This is a genomic window from Bacillus sp. ABR, assembly GCF_056172715.1.
Genome location: NZ_JAOYSL010000001.1, coordinates 978826 through 994838, shown reverse-complemented (window position 1 = coordinate 994838; position 16013 = coordinate 978826). Strand labels below are relative to the sequence as shown.

General features: G+C 41.5%; 18 protein-coding genes. 1 reads left to right on the top strand and 17 read right to left on the bottom strand.

All coding sequences use genetic code 11. From position 1 onward, the window contains the following. From OIT90_RS05090 to OIT90_RS05075, 4 genes are read right to left on the bottom strand one after another with little or no spacing between them, the layout of a single operon-like run. The gene (locus OIT90_RS05090) at positions 1-669 is read right to left on the bottom strand and encodes a LysM peptidoglycan-binding domain-containing protein (RefSeq protein ID WP_058838044.1); all 669 of its coding nucleotides are present in this window, start codon (positions 667-669) and stop codon (positions 1-3) included. After that, complete coding sequence (locus OIT90_RS05085; RefSeq protein WP_474892308.1) at positions 662-4930, bottom strand: transglycosylase SLT domain-containing protein; 4269 nt, start codon at positions 4928-4930, stop codon at positions 662-664. Before OIT90_RS05085 ends, OIT90_RS05090 begins: the two co-directional genes overlap by 8 nt. Then, positions 4931-5068 carry a hypothetical protein gene (locus OIT90_RS05080; protein WP_095285871.1) on the bottom strand — a complete coding sequence of 46 codons (138 nt, stop codon included), beginning with the start codon at positions 5066-5068 and terminating at the stop codon, positions 4931-4933. Between the two features lie 41 nt (positions 5069-5109). Continuing rightward, a complete protein-coding gene (locus OIT90_RS05075; RefSeq protein WP_012011040.1) occupies positions 5110-5550 on the bottom strand; it encodes a phage tail assembly chaperone in 441 nt (146 codons plus the stop codon). 59 nt (positions 5551-5609) lie between these two features. On the opposite strand from OIT90_RS05075, the gene OIT90_RS05070 reads away from it, so the two are divergent. Continuing rightward, positions 5610-5792 carry a putative holin-like toxin gene (locus OIT90_RS05070; RefSeq protein WP_306460555.1) on the top strand — a complete coding sequence of 61 codons (183 nt, stop codon included), beginning with the start codon at positions 5610-5612 and terminating at the stop codon, positions 5790-5792. A gap of 286 nt (positions 5793-6078) precedes the next feature. On the opposite strand, the gene OIT90_RS05065 is transcribed toward OIT90_RS05070, so the two are convergent. The 13 genes from OIT90_RS05065 to OIT90_RS05005 form a co-directional block, all read right to left on the bottom strand. Further along, on the bottom strand, positions 6079-6522 hold the full coding sequence (locus OIT90_RS05065; RefSeq protein WP_024423257.1) for a phage tail tube protein: 444 nt from the start codon (positions 6520-6522) through the stop codon (positions 6079-6081). Between the two features lies 1 nt (position 6523). Next, entirely contained in the window at positions 6524-7870 is a 1347-nt protein-coding gene (locus OIT90_RS05060; RefSeq protein WP_039180985.1) for a phage tail sheath family protein, read from the bottom strand. Between the two features lie 3 nt (positions 7871-7873). After that, entirely contained in the window at positions 7874-8086 is a 213-nt protein-coding gene (locus OIT90_RS05055) for a YqzN/YkzM domain-containing protein (protein WP_039180988.1), read from the bottom strand. Beyond that, the gene (locus tag OIT90_RS05050) at positions 8073-8528 is read right to left on the bottom strand and encodes a phage tail terminator family protein (RefSeq protein ID WP_212042178.1); all 456 of its coding nucleotides are present in this window, start codon (positions 8526-8528) and stop codon (positions 8073-8075) included. Before OIT90_RS05050 ends, OIT90_RS05055 begins: the two co-directional genes overlap by 14 nt. 4 nt (positions 8529-8532) lie before the next feature. Continuing rightward, entirely contained in the window at positions 8533-9030 is a 498-nt protein-coding gene (locus OIT90_RS05045; protein ID WP_474892307.1) for an HK97 gp10 family phage protein, read from the bottom strand. Next, positions 9027-9383, bottom strand: coding sequence for a YqbH/XkdH family protein (locus OIT90_RS05040; RefSeq protein WP_039180997.1), 357 nt, complete (start codon positions 9381-9383; stop codon positions 9027-9029). Before OIT90_RS05040 ends, OIT90_RS05045 begins: the two co-directional genes overlap by 4 nt. After that, entirely contained in the window at positions 9380-9763 is a 384-nt protein-coding gene (gene yqbG, locus OIT90_RS05035) for a protein YqbG (RefSeq protein WP_039181000.1), read from the bottom strand. Before yqbG ends, OIT90_RS05040 begins: the two co-directional genes overlap by 4 nt. Positions 9764-9776: 13 nt before the next feature. Beyond that, positions 9777-10700, bottom strand: a complete 924-nt coding sequence (locus tag OIT90_RS05030; protein WP_024425904.1) for a phage major capsid protein — start codon at positions 10698-10700, stop codon at positions 9777-9779. A gap of 22 nt (positions 10701-10722) precedes the next feature. Next, complete coding sequence (locus tag OIT90_RS05025) at positions 10723-11811, bottom strand: XkdF-like putative serine protease domain-containing protein (protein ID WP_058838048.1); 1089 nt, start codon at positions 11809-11811, stop codon at positions 10723-10725. A gap of 38 nt (positions 11812-11849) precedes the next feature. Further along, a complete protein-coding gene (locus tag OIT90_RS05020) occupies positions 11850-13307 on the bottom strand; it encodes a phage portal protein (protein ID WP_474892306.1) in 1458 nt (485 codons plus the stop codon). Next, positions 13304-14605, bottom strand: coding sequence for a PBSX family phage terminase large subunit (locus OIT90_RS05015; protein ID WP_180272438.1), 1302 nt, complete (start codon positions 14603-14605; stop codon positions 13304-13306). The genes OIT90_RS05020 and OIT90_RS05015 overlap by 4 nt, the downstream gene beginning before the upstream one ends. 8 nt (positions 14606-14613) lie before the next feature. Continuing rightward, positions 14614-15258: a phage terminase small subunit gene (gene terS / locus OIT90_RS05010; protein WP_024423266.1), complete on the bottom strand. Its 645-nt coding sequence runs from the start codon at positions 15256-15258 to the stop codon at positions 14614-14616. 151 nt (positions 15259-15409) lie between these two features. Then, positions 15410-15928, bottom strand: coding sequence for a sigma-70 family RNA polymerase sigma factor (locus OIT90_RS05005; protein ID WP_039181011.1), 519 nt, complete (start codon positions 15926-15928; stop codon positions 15410-15412). Between the last annotated feature and the right edge of the window lie 85 nt (positions 15929-16013).

The window sequence follows — 16013 nt, the reverse complement described above, 5'->3', positions numbered from 1 at the left end:
CTATTGTGGTATTTTTAACCTTTGTCCAGGGAAAATCCAATGCCCCGGCTGCTTAATATTACGTCTGCTACGTTTAATCATCGCTAATTTATTGGCATTCCAAATACGCCGCCATTTTGTACTGTCGCCATAAAACCTGCCAGAAATGGCCCATAGCGTATCCCCTTTTTTGACGGTGTACATTTTTGGTGGTGTTTTTGAAGGCCGTTTCTTTTTCGTTTGTTTTGCTTTTTTCTTTCGTTTGATTTTCCTAGGCGATGCAGTTTTATATTCCTTTAACTCGATCGTAAATTCACGATCTCCAATATCATATGACCCTTCCTTGTGGGTGAAGCTTTCAATGCTGCACGTCATGTTGATTTTTGTCCCAGTTACAATCAATCGCACGGATTTCTTAGAACGCATCATTCGTTCAATTTTCGCAATTGCATTCTCTGGTGATGGAATGCCTTTATATTCAGCAATCGGCGAATATTTCTTAGGAAATAATGAGGTGAATGATACTTGTTTAGCCGATGGTACGTCAATAAAAGTCAGTTCTCCAAAAGAGGCAACCTTCACTGTTTCATTTTGTACGTTATTTGTGATTTCGAGTTCGGATGGAAGGACAGGGAATCGCAACTTGTCCTTTCCTTGGGAAATCCACAATTGATATACTGATTTACCCATCGATCACGACCCCCTTCGTTCCTGTATGAAGCTCTACTTCCAGTTCATCTACAAGCATTTGTTTAATTTTTTCGACTAGCGATTGCTGATCTTGTCCATTATGGAAATGCTGATCGCCATTGAATTGAATTGTAATTTGTTTATTACCTGACGATGTTGTACTACCAGCAGACTGAGCTGAGGTGACTTGCTGCATCTGTGCTTCTGGTAAAGGAGCAGATGCATTTGATGGATCATATACTTGCATCCCAAGCGCCTTGGCTGCCTGCGTCAATAAATACCTTCCTCGAATGCCTCTTTCTTCTGGAATAATCCATTCACGTTTGTTTCCTTCACCAACTCTAGCCACCTGCTCCTGAGTAATCAGTCCGCCATTTGCGTAGCCTTTATAAGGACCGCCTCTTCTCATACTTCGTAATCCCGGCGTGTTGAAGACTGTTCCATATCTGCCCTTAATGTAGTTAATGGCTGCTACGGCATTATGAATTGGGTTCCAAATGTCATTCATGCCCTTGCCTTTATTGGCGTTAAACGTCGTTCCAATGGTTTGCATTAAGCCTTTAGAAGGTGTTCCCTTTTTGGCGTTGGAATCCCATAAGTTGATCGCTCTCGGATTTCCACGTGACTCATGCTGCGCGATGGTCATCAGACCTGGAAGCCAGCTCATAGATGTGCCAGTTGCCATGATGGCCGCCATGAGCCATTGTTTAATATTAAGCCCTGAAGCTCCCATACCGCTGAAGGCACCGATTAATGAACCAGCCTGATTTTCAGCAAACTTTTTCACATCAACTGAGTCGAGCCCTTTGACGACACCAATCGATGCAAATTTCCCAAGACTCATCATGACACGTGAAGGGGAATGAATGTCTAATTCCTCTCTAAACGCCTGTTCTACTTTCTTCGCCATTTCTTTGGCCGCTTGTGTGACTTCGCTTCCTTTGGAACGCATGCCGTTGTTAAAGGCGTCAATCATTCCTGAACCCCAGCCTGGTGATTCTTGTTTTGCTTGCAGGAATGGTTGTTTGATGTGTTGATCTACGTATTGGCTCGTGCCAATTGATGTGGCATTTTGGCCTGCTGCAAAACCACTAACCGTTCCAGAACCCCAAGTTGGTGATGCGGTCATGACTTGTTGGTATGGTGTTTTCACACGACTTTGCAAGAAGCTGGCTGTACCTGTTGGTGTCATCTGCTGACCATTTGCAAAAGCTGAAACCGTTTGTTGACCATACTTTCCTGAGTCTGATGTCAATTGACCAAACGGCTGCTGAATATTCTTTTGTTTCCATTGATCAAGAGAGATTACTTTACGGTTTAACCCTTGTTCAAAATCGTTATTAAATTGCTCACCAATGCTGGAGGCTTGAATGTCCCCAGTCATCGAGACCGATCCGTCTATTGAACCGACAGAAGATGATGCAGCTACTGCAATAGGAGCTGGAGAGCTTGATACTTGATTTCCAGCTGCTCCGCTTGGCATAACAGACATTCCAAGATGAGAAGCAGCCTGAGCAAGGAGCATCTTTCCGCGTCCTCGGTTATTTTGAGTTGGAATAACAAATTCGTTACCTGCTTCACCGACCCATGATAAGGTTGGCTGAGTGATATAGCCGCCTGTGGCGTTATTTGCTGCTTTCTCAGACGGTTTCAAACCTGTTTTTTCTTCACCTTTTTTAATAAAGATATTCAGAAAATTCCCACCAATTTTTTTAGCCGTATCAAATACATTTCCTACAACACCAAAGATACCTTCCCATGTTTTCTTTAAAGTTTCAGCATGCTTTTTCAAAGGATTAAATACTTTCTCTTGGAACCATGAACTCACTTTTTTCCAGATACCCTTGATCGTTTCCCATGCTTCATTAAATTTTTCCCAAACGAATTCAATTGCTGGCTTGGCATATTTTTGATAGGGTTGCCATACATTTTCATCAAACCAAGTTGAAACTTTCTCCCAGGTAGTTTTAATCCAGTTCCATGTATTTTGAAACAAATTCCACACAAATGTAATGGCTGGCAGGGCATATGTCTTAAACGGCGTCCAAACGTATTCATTAAACCACTCAGAGAATGCCCCCCATTTCTCTTGAATCCAGTTCCATGTATTTTGAAACAGATTCCATATAAACATAATTGCAGGTATTGCATATGTTTTAAAGGGCGTCCAAACGTATTCATTAAACCATTCAGAGAATACACTCCATGTCTCCTGAATCCAGTTCCACGTTTCAACAAATTTATTCCATACCCAGCCAATTGCTTCTATCGCATATTGACCAAATGGGTCCCAAACATTTGTTAAAAACCATTCAGAGAATACACCCCATGTTTCCTGAATCCAATTCCATGTGTCAACAAGTTTATTCCATACCCAGCCAATTGCTTCTACTGCATATTGGCCAAATGGTTCCCAAACATAATCCATGAACCATTTAGATGCTACTGCCCAAATATTTTTGATAATTGTCCAAGCAACATCAAATACACCAACTACAAAATTGATAATCGGGACTGAAAAATTATAAATAGGCAGCCAAACTTTTTCCATGAACCAAGAAGAAAGCTGTCCCCATTTTTCAGTGATCCAATTCCATGTCTCACCGAAGAACGATGTAATAGGAATTAAAACATTATTATTGATCCAGCTCGAAACTTTGTTCCAGATATCTTTAATCCACTTAACTGCATTTTCAGCACCTTTGACAATGTCATCCCATTTTTTCTTCAAGGTTCCATCATCAAACATTTTACCGATCCATTTTCCTAAGCTTTCGCCTAAAATACTACCTAAGATTCCGCCAATTGCTGTGCCAATACCTGGTGCAATCATTGTTCCTATCGCGGCACCACCAATACCACCAGCGACGCCCCCACCGAATCCTCCTACTTTTTCGCCTACATTTTCTTTTGTTGTGCCGATTAATTCTGTTGCACTAAGCAAAGGCCCAAGTATGGGTACTTTTTTTAATAGCTTACCTGCTCCTTTACCTAAATTTTTAAATGTATCTCCTAAACCTTTTAGTTTCTCGGTATCCTTGAACATCCCAGCGAGTCCGGCGATAGCCATAACACCTGGAATTTTTTTGGTTAGACCACCTAATTTAGTTGGAGGCTTTCTATTCTTTTCCACCCTTGAAGTTCCTGTTGGATTATTAGGTTGGTTTCTGGGTCCATTTCTATTATCTGTTCGGGCAGTTCCCGTTGGATTTAAACCTTTTGCACAGCAAGAACAGCAGCTTACTCTAAATAGACCTTTTTCATTTTGCGTTTGGTCTGAGTTCTGGTTACCCGGCTGCCCTGATGAAGCATTATCATTAGATCCACCCGAGTCATTCGTTTGATTTTTTGGACCAAGGATCCAATCTAATCCTTTGTTAACCCATTTATCTAGATAATCCTCAGGGTTAATTTTAATTTTCTCACTAATTCGTCCGATTACTTCTTGCTTGTATTCGTCGATTTTTGTTTCAATCCAAGGTAGCGCCTTCTCATCCCAAAATTTTCTAGGACTCAATTTTTCCTTCAGTTTATCGGTAACGTCACCTGCATATTTTTCAATTTCTTTTAGTGCCTTATTTCCCAAATTCCCCAACCAGCTCTGTTTGTTTTCATTCGTTTTTGTAGCAGCAGTTGCATTAGGTTGCTTTTTTACTTTCTTCTCTTTCACAACAGACTCTGCCTGATCTCGTTTTTTTAGCTTACTTTTTGCATTGTCTTGAACTGACACTCTGATTTCGTGTTTGGACATCGTCAAGCTTTTGAGTGTCTTTTTGATTCGTTGAATTGCTGCGGTGGCTTGGTCAACCATGTTTAATCTCATATAGTACGTTCTGTTGATGAGCTGAAGGATTGATTTTTTGATTGATGATATTTTACCTGATAATTGATCGTTCAATTTAAACGTCATCATCATGGGACTTGTCCCCACTTGTCTCAAACGATCTATGCTGGTTTTAATGACACCCAGTCCCTTTGCTTGAATGGATATGACCATATGATTCGGTAACATATTTAACTGATTTTTTAATGATTTTAGATCACGATAGATTCCCTGATCCAGTGTCATGGAAACAGCTGAAATTTTCCGCAGCGATAAAGTGAGATTTCTCAGCTTCTTTTCATCCATTTCTAGGCTTATTTTCACCGGTTTTCTAAATGGTTTGAGCTGCTTCTCAAACGTTTGAAACCTTTTTTGAATGCGTAATAGCTTTTTCGACACCCGGTCTTCTAATTCAAATCGCGCTGTAAGTTTCGCCATTTACTTACCTCCTTTCTTTGCTTCTTTTTCTAACATGTCTAGTTTGTAGCTGATCAGTCCGAAAAGGAATGCTTTGAATGGTCTTGGTGATTCGTATAAATCAAGGAGTTCAGATGGGGAGTAGTGAAGTTCGTGCATCGCGTAATATAAAAACACGGCTTCTTTATCCCCATCTTTTATTAGTTTTTTGCTGCTTCTTCTAAATCTTCAATTTCATCTTCGAATCCGTTGATTTCGATTGCTTTGTTTAACCAATTCGCATATTCACCGCCAACTGACAGGACACGTTTTGCTACTTCAACTGGATCTTGTGTGCTGTAGGCTTCTCTTAATTCCTTTGAACGGAAATCTGGGTAAATCGTCGATTCAATTGCAATACGTGCGTAGAAGCGCTGGCTGTCTAAGTCTTTCACACGTCCTCTGCCTTTGACATTTTTGAAGGTTGTGTTTTCTTTTTCCAGTTCATCAATACGTTCAGTTGTAATAGCTTTAAAGACAAAAGGAATGACATTCCCTTTTTTATCAACAAAACGCTTAGAAATCGGTACTTTGACTTCTTCCGCTTCTACTGTTTGTCCTGGCATAAAAAATGAAAGATCAAATGTTTGTTTTTCACTCATGTTTAAAAACTCCCTTTGTTATGTTTTTTTGAATGCAAAAAAGCACATCCATTTTTTGAATGTGCTTTCCAATCTTTTCATGTATAATTTTAATTGTACAATTGAATGGCTTGCTCAAGGGCGTCTGGCTCATCCCCGATAGGAAGGGGGTGATGCATATGTCAACATTTGAAGCGATTTCCCTCATGTTTTTATTCGGGATGTTTATCCTTACTTTGTTGACGTATATAAACAAAAAATAGACTCCCCTTGAGCTTTGGACGGTTGAAGGGGAAGTCTATCCTAAAAACTATCTAAATTGATTAGCCAGCCCCTTTGAGGGCCTCATTGTACATTGCCGGGATGTTAGAGCATCCTGGCTTTTTTATTGTATGCAAATGGCTTTGCATGTAAACATATTTTAATGAATCGAATACAAGACGTTGCCAGACGAAATTTAGACGGCTTCAAGACGGCTGTATTACAACTGCATTATAGCATATTCAGTTTTTAATTTGCTAATTAATTAGCTGATTTCCTCCACTTTTCTTAGAAAGTATTCTTCAGCTTCTCAGGAAGATCAAAGTCTTCAAACGTGAAAGGAACTTCTTCTTCAAGCGCCTCTGAATCAACATCCAATCCAGCGATTTTAGCTGAATCAAAGTTGACATCAAATAATGTCACACGCTCAGTGCCACGGCCTGATGATTTATCGTCAATGACAGCTTGAAGAGTGAAATATGGATCTTCTCCTTTTTTCACGTAATTGAGCATCAATTGAACGAAACGGGACGTAACTTTATAGAAGGTTGCCGTTCCTGTTCCGTTTGCTCCCGTTGTTTTATGCCCAGTCATTCGGCGGCCCATGACGTTCACTTCTGATTTGTTTTTCTCCACGTTTGCTTCGAAGGTTTTGATAAATGCAAGCTCCTCACCTTCTAAGAAAAGACGACCTTCTTTACCTGAAATTGTATTTTGTGCTTTAAAAGCCATCTTACTTCACCTCCACATTGAAATAGAATTTTTCTGCTGCATCTACTGGTTGAACCGCTAAATCGATGATAAATCCATCACGATCTTCATTGAGGCCGATCACGATATCTGTTTCTGAGTTAAAGCCTGTAATGCCGCTGCCATCTTGAAGCTGTGTGAGATACTGGGTAATCAGTGTTTTCACAAGCTGCACACCATCATCTGATGCTGGAATGTCATTGCCATTGGCTTTGCGTAATTTAATCAGATTTTTTAATTCGAAAGTTAAATCATTGTTGATCGCATCAAGCACACGAATGATTTTGTTTTTCGCCATTTGCTGGTTCTTTTCAGCTGTGAAGCTTGTCAAGGAGTTAATATCTTTTTCAACACTCACCGTGCGATCTCTCGCATCAAAGGTGAAAATGAACTCCCCTTGTGATAATCGGTATTCTACTTGATCATTGTCAAGGCGTTCTAATGTATCGACTGCTCCTTCGTATTCAACAAAGGTCAGTGACTGATTGAAGTTTGCTCCGGCACTTGCACCTGCGACCCATGCTGTTGTTTGAGCAGGTGTTAGTTCTGTTCCATCTTCGAGTACAACACCGCTTGTCACATTGATGATTCCTTCTTGGTCAGCTGCGTAATTAGCCACAACCCCTTGCACCTTACGTCCTTGCTTATCACGTAAACGCTCGATAAATGAAGCGAAGGTTGCTTTTAATTGCTCACTATTATCGACTGGAAGGGCAATGACATCGAAGTATTCTGTTTCTGCTGCTTCTAGGAAAGCTGTATAATCTGCAACACTTGCCACGCCGTTTTTCCCGCCGCTTAGTGCCACACCAGCTGTGATGACTGCTTCACCTTCACCAGAAAATTGAACGTACTTGTTTTTCACAAGATCTTTGACATCAGTGACAACCTGTTTGTCCACAATATCTGTTCCCAGATAAGTGATAACATCGCGCTTTGTGCTATCAAGTACATTTTCTGCCACTTGTACTGTGATCTCATTTCCTTTTAGGCCGCCATAATTTGCTGTGACCACAAAGTTTTCAGCAATTTCAGCTTTAGCCGGCTCCCCTTCATTTAAGCGGTAAAGCAAGACCGTTTGCGCTTTTTTCTTTGCTTCACGGAAAAGAAGAAGTGACTTATCATCAATGTTAAGTCCAACCTTCTTATTTAAGTCTTCCATATTTGAAACGGAAATAAAGGTTTTTGGTTCTCCCCAGCTCATCACAAGAGGAAGTGCCACCGTACCTCGGTCACCTAAAGTAATTCGCTGCTCTGCTGTTGTTTTAAAATTAAAGTAAATGCCAGGACGCTTTTTCTCTGTACCTGGTGTAAAAGTGCCTCCGTTCATCCTTTAAACCTCCTTGGACAAAAAAGCATCAATGTGCTTTTTTGCTTCTGTTTTTGTAATTGGTTGATCTTTGATATAAAAAAGAGCCCCTTCAAGGATTTCTGGTTTGACCCCAAAAAGATCCTTGCTGTGCTCCTTTAAGGCTTCAAATGAAAAGCCAAATTCTTTTTCTTCGCCGGCTGTTTGAGCGGGCTGTGCATTTTTAGTCTTGCTCACGTTTGATCACCCCATCTGAAAAGTTGATATCTTCAAGGCTTGCCTGTTTGTCTCGGTTGTACCAATAGCTGCTATCCCATGTCAGGACAATCGCTGCCACGCCTTGATCTATCATTCTTGTTTCCACTTTTTTTATGCGGACATAATCATCAAGCACCTCTCCGTCTTCACTCATCATCTGAATGATTTGACGATCAGCAAGCAATGCATCAACGATTGTTTCTGCCGCATCATGTGCTTTTTCTGTATCAATATGAAAGACTTTCACTTGTAGCGAATAAGATTTCATAAAGGTAGAAACCGTATCTGGACCACTGATCACTGTCACAGGCGGCACATAAACAGATGGCACTTGAAAGCGTTCTGGCAAAAGACGATCATACATTGTCACAGGAAAGTGTGTGTAGATATAATGCATGATTGCCCCGACTTCTTGATTCATTCCATCACCTCCCAAAATGTCGATCGAACCAGCTTTGCAGCTTTCGTTCCAGCGACTGTTCAAACATTTGCTCATAGAGCATGACAGCATGATCCCAGTAGCCATTTCCATCAATCCATTGAGAGGCAAGCATCATTCCTGTACTTGCATTCGGATCATATTCAAAGCGGCTGCCAGTCCATCTGCCAGGCACCCATCTTCGCTCTCCACTTGAAGAAGTGGCATGTCCGTCATTGACATAGGAGGCATATTCAAGCTGCGTTCCCACTTCAAGTGTGAGACCGCCTTTTGAAAGGAAAAAAAGATTCTCCTTGTCGCCTTGTGTAAAGGATCTTAGAAGCCGTCCTGTATCAACAGCATTCTCCTTGATTAATTCATCCTGAATGATGTCTAAAAACTGCAGGCCCATGTCCTCCAACCAATCTTGATATTCTGCCTTTAAACCGCCACCACACGCTGTCTGCAGTTGTGAAATCAGCCGGTCAAGTCCATCAATTTTCATAGATTTTCCTTCCTGACTGCCATCACTTCGATGTGATGATTTTTCACTTTTTTAGGCTGCTGTAATTTGAGTGACACGCCATTCCACACCATTTTGTCATGCAAGCGAATATCACTTCCTAAAGGAAAATGGACAAGATAGGATTGATAAATGACTGTATTCGGCTCTTCTTGCACAAGTGACTGGTTCTTTTCTATGACATAACAAGCTAGATCGGTCAGGCTGGGAGCGTCGGGATAGGAAAGTGTCATTTGTAAATCATCAGCTGGAATTCCAAATTTCCCGCGGGCAGACTCCTTATGTTCAAGGTGAAAAAGATCACAGCGATCTGTTAATAGAGATTGATAGCTCATAATGATCTCACCTTTAGTTTGGCACTGCCGGCAGTTAATGTTGGTTCAATGTAATCTACTAGCAAGGCATATACATAGGGTCTGCCTTTCACTTGATCAGCTGCCTTTGCATATGAATAATCGCCCATTTTCTCTGACGTAAAGCCTTTCATCATAGATTCGTCATCATTCAGCATGGCAAAATATTGGGCCATTTTTAATAATGCGATTCTTGCTTTTTCAGGGAGAGGCTGATATTTTTCGCTTGAGAAATCGTGACCTACGATCTGAAATACCGCAGCTTCTGCTTCGATAATATCTGCTGTCAGTCTTTCTACAGATCGATTTTTCACACGATCAAATACAGAATAGGCCTGCAGTTCTTCAGCAGAAATGATCATGGTCTGCCGTCACCTACTCTTTCACTTTCATCACTTTTGCTACAGCATCCTCTTCCTCAAATTTGCTGTCTAGCTTCGCTGTGAGGACAATAATAAATTTACGGCTGCGAATATCTTTTTCTACTTCAATTCGAATATTTCGAGAGAAACCTACGATAATATTTTTAGGATGTGTCAGCAAAATATCTGATACATCTGTTCCCGCTTCGTCATATGGCTGCATATTGGCAAGACCTTTGACCGGCACACCGAATGCAGAAGAAAGTCCGCCTTGAATGGCCGCATCTCCAAGGCCCGTCTGACGGTTTGCTACTTGATCCTTCCATTCAACTTCTAAGCTTGGGGATGTGTAGAAACGGAAATCCTGAGGAACGCGTAAATATTTTGACGGCATCGCTTTATAAGCTTGCTTAAACATTTGGCGGCTGATTTCCGCTCCATTTGCATCTACGATATGAGATACTGCTTGTTTTCTCACGCCATCCATTTGAGCTAGAAATGGATCTGCTGAAGTCGTATCGCCATTGACGATGAGCTCTTCAATGTCAACCGCTGCTCGTTCAGCGAGCATTTGCATAATCGTCTGCTGAATGCCGTCTTTCTCAATATTGTTTTCAATGCTGTCGTAGGTCATGTGGATCTCTGCGATGACCTCTTTCGCATTTAGCTGGACAGTGCTTGTCGCTGGGACAACACGGTCTTTCGCATCAAGCGCTTTGCCTTCTTCTGCTGGGCGCAAAATACGCTGGCCAAAGCCGATTTTTTCGATTTTTTGTGAATCACTTTCCATTGGAATGATACGTGCATCATTTAAAACGGTTGGTGTATTTTGCATCATTCTAATGAATGTGTTGGATTGGGTTGCGTTCATGAGACCGCCGGTTTTTAAGCTGGCAAGTGTCATTTCGGCCTTGCGAATCAACTCTTGATTTCTCACACTATTTCCTCCTTATTTAGGCTTATAGTAAGCCATCCCATATGGGCTTTGTACTGTCGTTTTGTGTATCGTGGATTGTTTGTTTTGACATGCCGCGCGCTTTTTCAAGCATGTGAATCCGCTCTGAAATAGGCAAAAGCTGCTGCTGAAGCACTTGCTCAAGCGCAGCTTTTTCTCTGCTGGCTGATTTCTCTAAAGAAGAAAGCTGATGACGAATTGGTGCTACGGCTTGCTCAAGCACCTTTTGGACAGGTTCTTCCCCAGTTTGATCTGTTTCCTGCTGTTCAGCATGCTGTAAGACGTTTTCGATGGCCATTTTTGCTTTTTCAAGCTCTCGTACTTGCTCCGTCGTCAAAGCGGCGTCTTGTTTTTGTACGGAGGCTGGCCTTTCACCAATCGTTTGAAGCACATCTTCTGTCTTCAAAATCTCCTGCACGATTGGCAGCAATTGCTCAAGCGCTGATCTTACACCCGCCTCATCACCATCACTTGACTGTAAGGTTTCCAGCAGGTGGTCTAAAACGCTCCAAAATTGTTGTGACATGTTTGCACCTTCCTCTTTCAAAAAGAAATTTTTCAGCAAAGAAAAAAGCCCTCTCTCATTCGTGCTTTGAGATAGGAGCTGATCTTGTTCTTCAATTGCTACGATGTCCGCCGTTCCTGCCATTGAATATCCTGTAATGTGGCCTTTCTGAATTTGATCCCAAATCTCTTGAGAAGCCTTTGTTACAAGCACCCAAGATCCTTTTCGAATCAGCTCACCGCCTACTTCAAAATCAGCTGGTGCAATGTATGATTCAACCACTTCTCCAACACCATGTTGAAAATCATGCTGCTTATCAATGTGGCGGGCATCCTTCATAAAACCATGTGCTGCTCTTTCAATTTCTTTGGCAGACATAAAGTCTTGGTGTGCATCAGGTGTATTCGGTTCATACACGACACCATACACAAGGCGATGAGCATCTTCTGCCTTTGTCAGCACACTCACCTCTTTTTGAAAGTCAGGCTGGCTTTTCTTTGCCTTCATCAAAAAGAATTTCTTTTTGTTTGCGGCTCTGTCCACGTAGGAAACATGCGTAATTTTTGCGTTTTTTAATTCTCTTGGCATATGTTCACCCCCTTTCAAAAAAGCGCACGCGCTTCGGTTTATTCTTTCAACTGATCTGGCTCTCGTTGAGGCTGTTGTTCAGCTGATGTCATGCGGCTTTCTAAAGGTCTGTGATAGAGATCCTCCGGCCATTCCTCTAACGTTTTCCCAAGGATACGTCCCGCCAGATCTCGCAAATCGTTTGGTGACACTGCCCCAGCCTGAATAAATGGTGTCAGAACCTTGGCAATCTCTAATGGGTCTCTAAAGTCAGGACCATTTAATAGGAAACGGACATGCCAAATATCAAGATCCGGCAGGAAAAGGGTATTGAGTTTCCCTGTGATGAGGTGCCGTTCAGGCTGAAATACCTGTTCTTCTGTTGTTTTCCGCGCCGTATCGGCTGTCGCTTTGTTATAGTCTTGAGACTCACCTGTATAAATAGGCGGCAGTCGAAAAGCAGAGCGGATTTTGTTTCTTGTTTTTTCATCGTATTCTAAAAAGAGTGCATCTTCTTGCAAGATCTCTGCTAAGGATTTGAAGTTCACTTTGACATTTGAAACATCTTCTTCTCCAGTTAACCCTTTTTCCGTCGGGAGACCTTCGACTTCAAGCAATAGAAACTTATGTGCATGATCAGAGCCTTCAATATCGTCCATATAATCTTGAAGCTGCTGATAGGATGACTCAGACAGCATTCCATTTTCGACAATGATGGCACCAGGTACGTGCCGCCCTTGTTTAAAATAAAGGTAGTTCAGTTCTTCTGCCTTGCGTGCCCCATACATATTGACGATGTTGCCAATCCAGCGGGGAATCCCATACGTTCCACTGCCGATTTTAAAATGAATCACTTCTGTTGCACGCAGCGGCTCTGGGGTGGTGTCATCGTATTTGCCTGTTTCACAATGTAAAATGCGGGGATCACCATACTCCTTGAAGAAGACTTTCTTTTCATTGATCACCTGCACATATTTACGGAATCGCTTCTTTCGATTCATTGTTTTCAATTCGCCGTTTTCTGTATACCGAAACTCGACGTCGACTGGCTCACTCAGCTTGCAAATGCGGATATGGAGCGCATCTAAATACTCGATTCCTGCCGGCTTTCCCTGGCCATCTCGGAGAACTTCTAAAAAACCATTCCCTGTTTTCTCCCGGTCTTCGATGACATAGCCAAGCACCACATCAGCAGACTCATCATAGTTCATGTATTTCGTAAACTCTTCAAGTCTTGTCCATTCCTTCTCTGCTGCCTTCTTTTTTGCCGGTTTCACGCCTTCTGCATTAAAGTCAAAGGCATATTCTACACCAAAACCAAAGCCTAAAATATTGGTCTTATACGCATCAATACATTGCTGAAGAATGGTTGAATATTCTGCCATACTTTTTAATTCATTAATATTGTAAGTCGGGGGAACAATGTCATCCTTTTCGTAGGAAAATTCATCTGCATACATTTGTTTTGTATGATCAGACATGTTTGCCTTCATAATGGTTGCTTTCAATTGTTTCATTGTATGGACCTCCTCTCTCTGTTTGGACGGACACGCTCCGAGGCAGTCTGTTTCAAATCTGTCACTTCATAATCATCCAGCGCATACCAGATGGCTGATAATGTGTGTGGATCGATTTGAAATTCATCTTCCTCTAGACGTCCATCCTTATCTGCCTTATAGGTTAGTGATTGAAGTTCATAGATGGTATATGGACATGCATCAGAACAAATAATTTTCTTAAACCGTTTGATCTTTTTTGTATACTGTAAACGTGAGCCTTGGAACTTATGTGCCGCCACCATTTGAAAGCCGCGCTGCCGAAAATAGTGAATGGTTTTAGGTTCGGCTGCATCGGCTTTAATCAGTTCTTTTGATTCAATGAACTCTTTCAAGTCAAGGGCTGTTTCATCATCTGTTTTCCCGCGGTCGTAATATTCCCAATAAATATATAAGTACTTTTTTTCATGATCGACAGCTAGCCGAATGAGCGCATTGTATGATTCAACAAATCCAAAATCCATGCCTGCTCGTTTCAGCGGTCTGTCAATCTGCTGAATGGCTTCTAATACATCAGAATGGCTTCTCACCTCAAACTGAGGAAAAACCTTTGTGCCATTGATCCCGAAATATCCCTTCCTCGCAATGCGATAGAGGTCTGGATCATACTCTTTCAGCTCATCCAGCTGCTTCACGTAGCTTTTAGGAAGGAATAGATTATCTTCTGCCGTGGAGTGATGGTAATACGTATCCTTGATAACAACGGTTCGCTTTTTGTATAAGGTTTCATCATCTAAAACAAAACGCTTCAGCTGTTCATCTCGAAAAAAATGTCTATACGTCCAATTATCCTGACCAACAGGATTGGTCGATAACATCATATAAAGCGGTAAGGATGGATGCCTTAGCCTTCCAAGCAGCTCTTTAAATCCTTCATAAGAAACCTCTGAACATTCCTCAATCCAAATGATCGAGATGTTGTTGATTGATTTCAATTTTTCAGGTTTGTCCAGCCCTTTAAATAAGATGCTGCTGCCGTTTCGAAACGTCAGTGCAAGCGGCGAACTTCGGCACTTCACCACATGGTCGATGCCGAGGTCGCTGACGATCTCTTGTAATAAAGAAAAGGTTGATTCGCGGTGCGTATCATACACGTCTCGAATGACAAGTGCTGTCCGCTTTTCTTCCAGCAGCTTTAAGACGAGCTTTAAAGCAATGTGATAGCTTTTAGAGGAGCCATAGCCTCCAACTAAAAATTGAAACTTTTGATTCCAATCGAATAGAAAGTGTTCAAAGTGAGGATTGACTTCTTTTTCAATCAATGGCGTCATGAGTCGTCCTCTTTTCGCTTGATCATGATTTGAAGATCTTCCTCTTTTTCTTCACGCACTGCTTTTTTTGTTTTTTCGATCGTCAGTTCAATTTGTTTCAGCCTTAATCTTCGTTCATCCTTCGCATGTGCGAGCTCTTCAAACTGTTTTATTAAACGCCTGAGTTCACCCATTGCACGGGATTGTGCATTTAGAAACGTCGCATGCCGATCCCATGAAAATTGAAACGAATATTCTTCTGAGGTGATGTCTAGTTCTGGCTGAATGCCTTCTCCTGTTTCTTCTAATGAAGAAGGCATGTATGCCGCCTTTTTCAACTCTTTGATCATGTCCTCTTGATCTGCTACATACATGATTCGCTGCGCCCGAATAATGGCTGCATATTGAATTTGAATTTGATCCCAGATTAAATCAAGCGATGTGCGTCCATCCATTTTCTCCATGATTTCAATCGTTTCATCTGAAAGAAATTGATTGAAGATCGAGTGTGCTTGCTTTGACGAAGTTTTTTGTCTTTGCCATCCGTATCGCCTTTTCCACGATTTGACGGTATGGATCGAGACATTGTAATGATCAGCAATTTGCTGGTACGTCATCCCCTTCATATAATCCTGCTTGGCCTCTATCCGTTTATCTTTCATTTACATTCACCTGCCGCCTCCTTTTAATTCGAATGATTCCCTTTGAAGGAATCATTTGTGTAGGGCTAGCAAACATTCGTTTGGTCTTTCTAACTATAGGTGGCAACTGTAAGACAAGCTTTAGCTGATTTATTTTGGATAGAAAAAACGCCTATTCAGCAGCTCTGAATAGGCGTTCTTGTACTTTTTTGGACATCTTCGTCCGCGCTCTTTCCATATGTTTTTGCACAGTTCCTTTTTTGACATCCAGCATGACCGCAATCTCGCTAAACGATAATCCTTGTGTTGTGTGCATAAAGAATACGTCCTTTTCTCGATCTGTTAAAACAGACAAAGCTTCATCAATTCGTTTTTTGTCTCTCTCACTGACTTCTCTTTCTTTCTCTTGAATAAGGGTATATTCATGTGATAAAGCCTCTAACACTTCTGGATTTGCAAGAATGGTGCGCTGATAGACTGAACGTCTGTCTAACCCTCTGCGCGCACCTGGCTCTCTTCCGATTTGTAGCCATTCTACTACGTATTCTAGATCGCTCACCATACTGGCGATCATTTTTTTATCATGCTTGTCTTGAACGGACAGCTGATGTTCTTCTTTTTCTTTAAATGGTTCATATTGTTTTCTAGCATTCTTTAAGGCTCTTTTATATTCAATGAGTAAATCTTGCATATTCGCTCTCTCCCTTTTTTAAGAAAATAAAAAACGGACACCAATCAGGTCCCCTTTTAACAGGGTCTTGATCAGTGTCCGCAGG

What these genes read in the sequence shown, in the direction of transcription:
- OIT90_RS05090 (WP_058838044.1), bottom strand. Translation starts at nt 669, where the DNA reads ATGGGTAAATCAGTATATCAATTGTGGATTTCCCAAGGAAAGGACAAG.
- OIT90_RS05085 (WP_474892308.1), bottom strand. Translation starts at nt 4,930, where the DNA reads ATGGCGAAACTTACAGCGCGATTTGAATTAGAAGACCGGGTGTCGAAA.
- OIT90_RS05080 (WP_095285871.1), bottom strand. Translation starts at nt 5,068, where the DNA reads ATGCACGAACTTCACTACTCCCCATCTGAACTCCTTGATTTATACGAA.
- OIT90_RS05075 (WP_012011040.1), bottom strand. Translation starts at nt 5,550, where the DNA reads ATGAGTGAAAAACAAACATTTGATCTTTCATTTTTTATGCCAGGACAA.
- OIT90_RS05070 (WP_306460555.1), top strand. Translation starts at nt 5,610, where the DNA reads ATGTGCTTTCCAATCTTTTCATGTATAATTTTAATTGTACAATTGAAT.
- OIT90_RS05065 (WP_024423257.1), bottom strand. Translation starts at nt 6,522, where the DNA reads ATGGCTTTTAAAGCACAAAATACAATTTCAGGTAAAGAAGGTCGTCTT.
- OIT90_RS05060 (WP_039180985.1), bottom strand. Translation starts at nt 7,870, where the DNA reads ATGAACGGAGGCACTTTTACACCAGGTACAGAGAAAAAGCGTCCTGGC.
- OIT90_RS05050 (WP_212042178.1), bottom strand. Translation starts at nt 8,528, where the DNA reads ATGAATCAAGAAGTCGGGGCAATCATGCATTATATCTACACACACTTT.
- OIT90_RS05045 (WP_474892307.1), bottom strand. Translation starts at nt 9,030, where the DNA reads ATGAAAATTGATGGACTTGACCGGCTGATTTCACAACTGCAGACAGCG.
- OIT90_RS05040 (WP_039180997.1), bottom strand. Translation starts at nt 9,383, where the DNA reads ATGAGCTATCAATCTCTATTAACAGATCGCTGTGATCTTTTTCACCTT.
- yqbG (WP_039181000.1), bottom strand. Translation starts at nt 9,763, where the DNA reads ATGATCATTTCTGCTGAAGAACTGCAGGCCTATTCTGTATTTGATCGT.
- OIT90_RS05025 (WP_058838048.1), bottom strand. Translation starts at nt 11,811, where the DNA reads ATGCCAAGAGAATTAAAAAACGCAAAAATTACGCATGTTTCCTACGTG.
- OIT90_RS05020 (WP_474892306.1), bottom strand. Translation starts at nt 13,307, where the DNA reads ATGAAACAATTGAAAGCAACCATTATGAAGGCAAACATGTCTGATCAT.
- terS (WP_024423266.1), bottom strand. Translation starts at nt 15,258, where the DNA reads ATGAAAGATAAACGGATAGAGGCCAAGCAGGATTATATGAAGGGGATG.
- OIT90_RS05005 (WP_039181011.1), bottom strand. Translation starts at nt 15,928, where the DNA reads ATGCAAGATTTACTCATTGAATATAAAAGAGCCTTAAAGAATGCTAGA.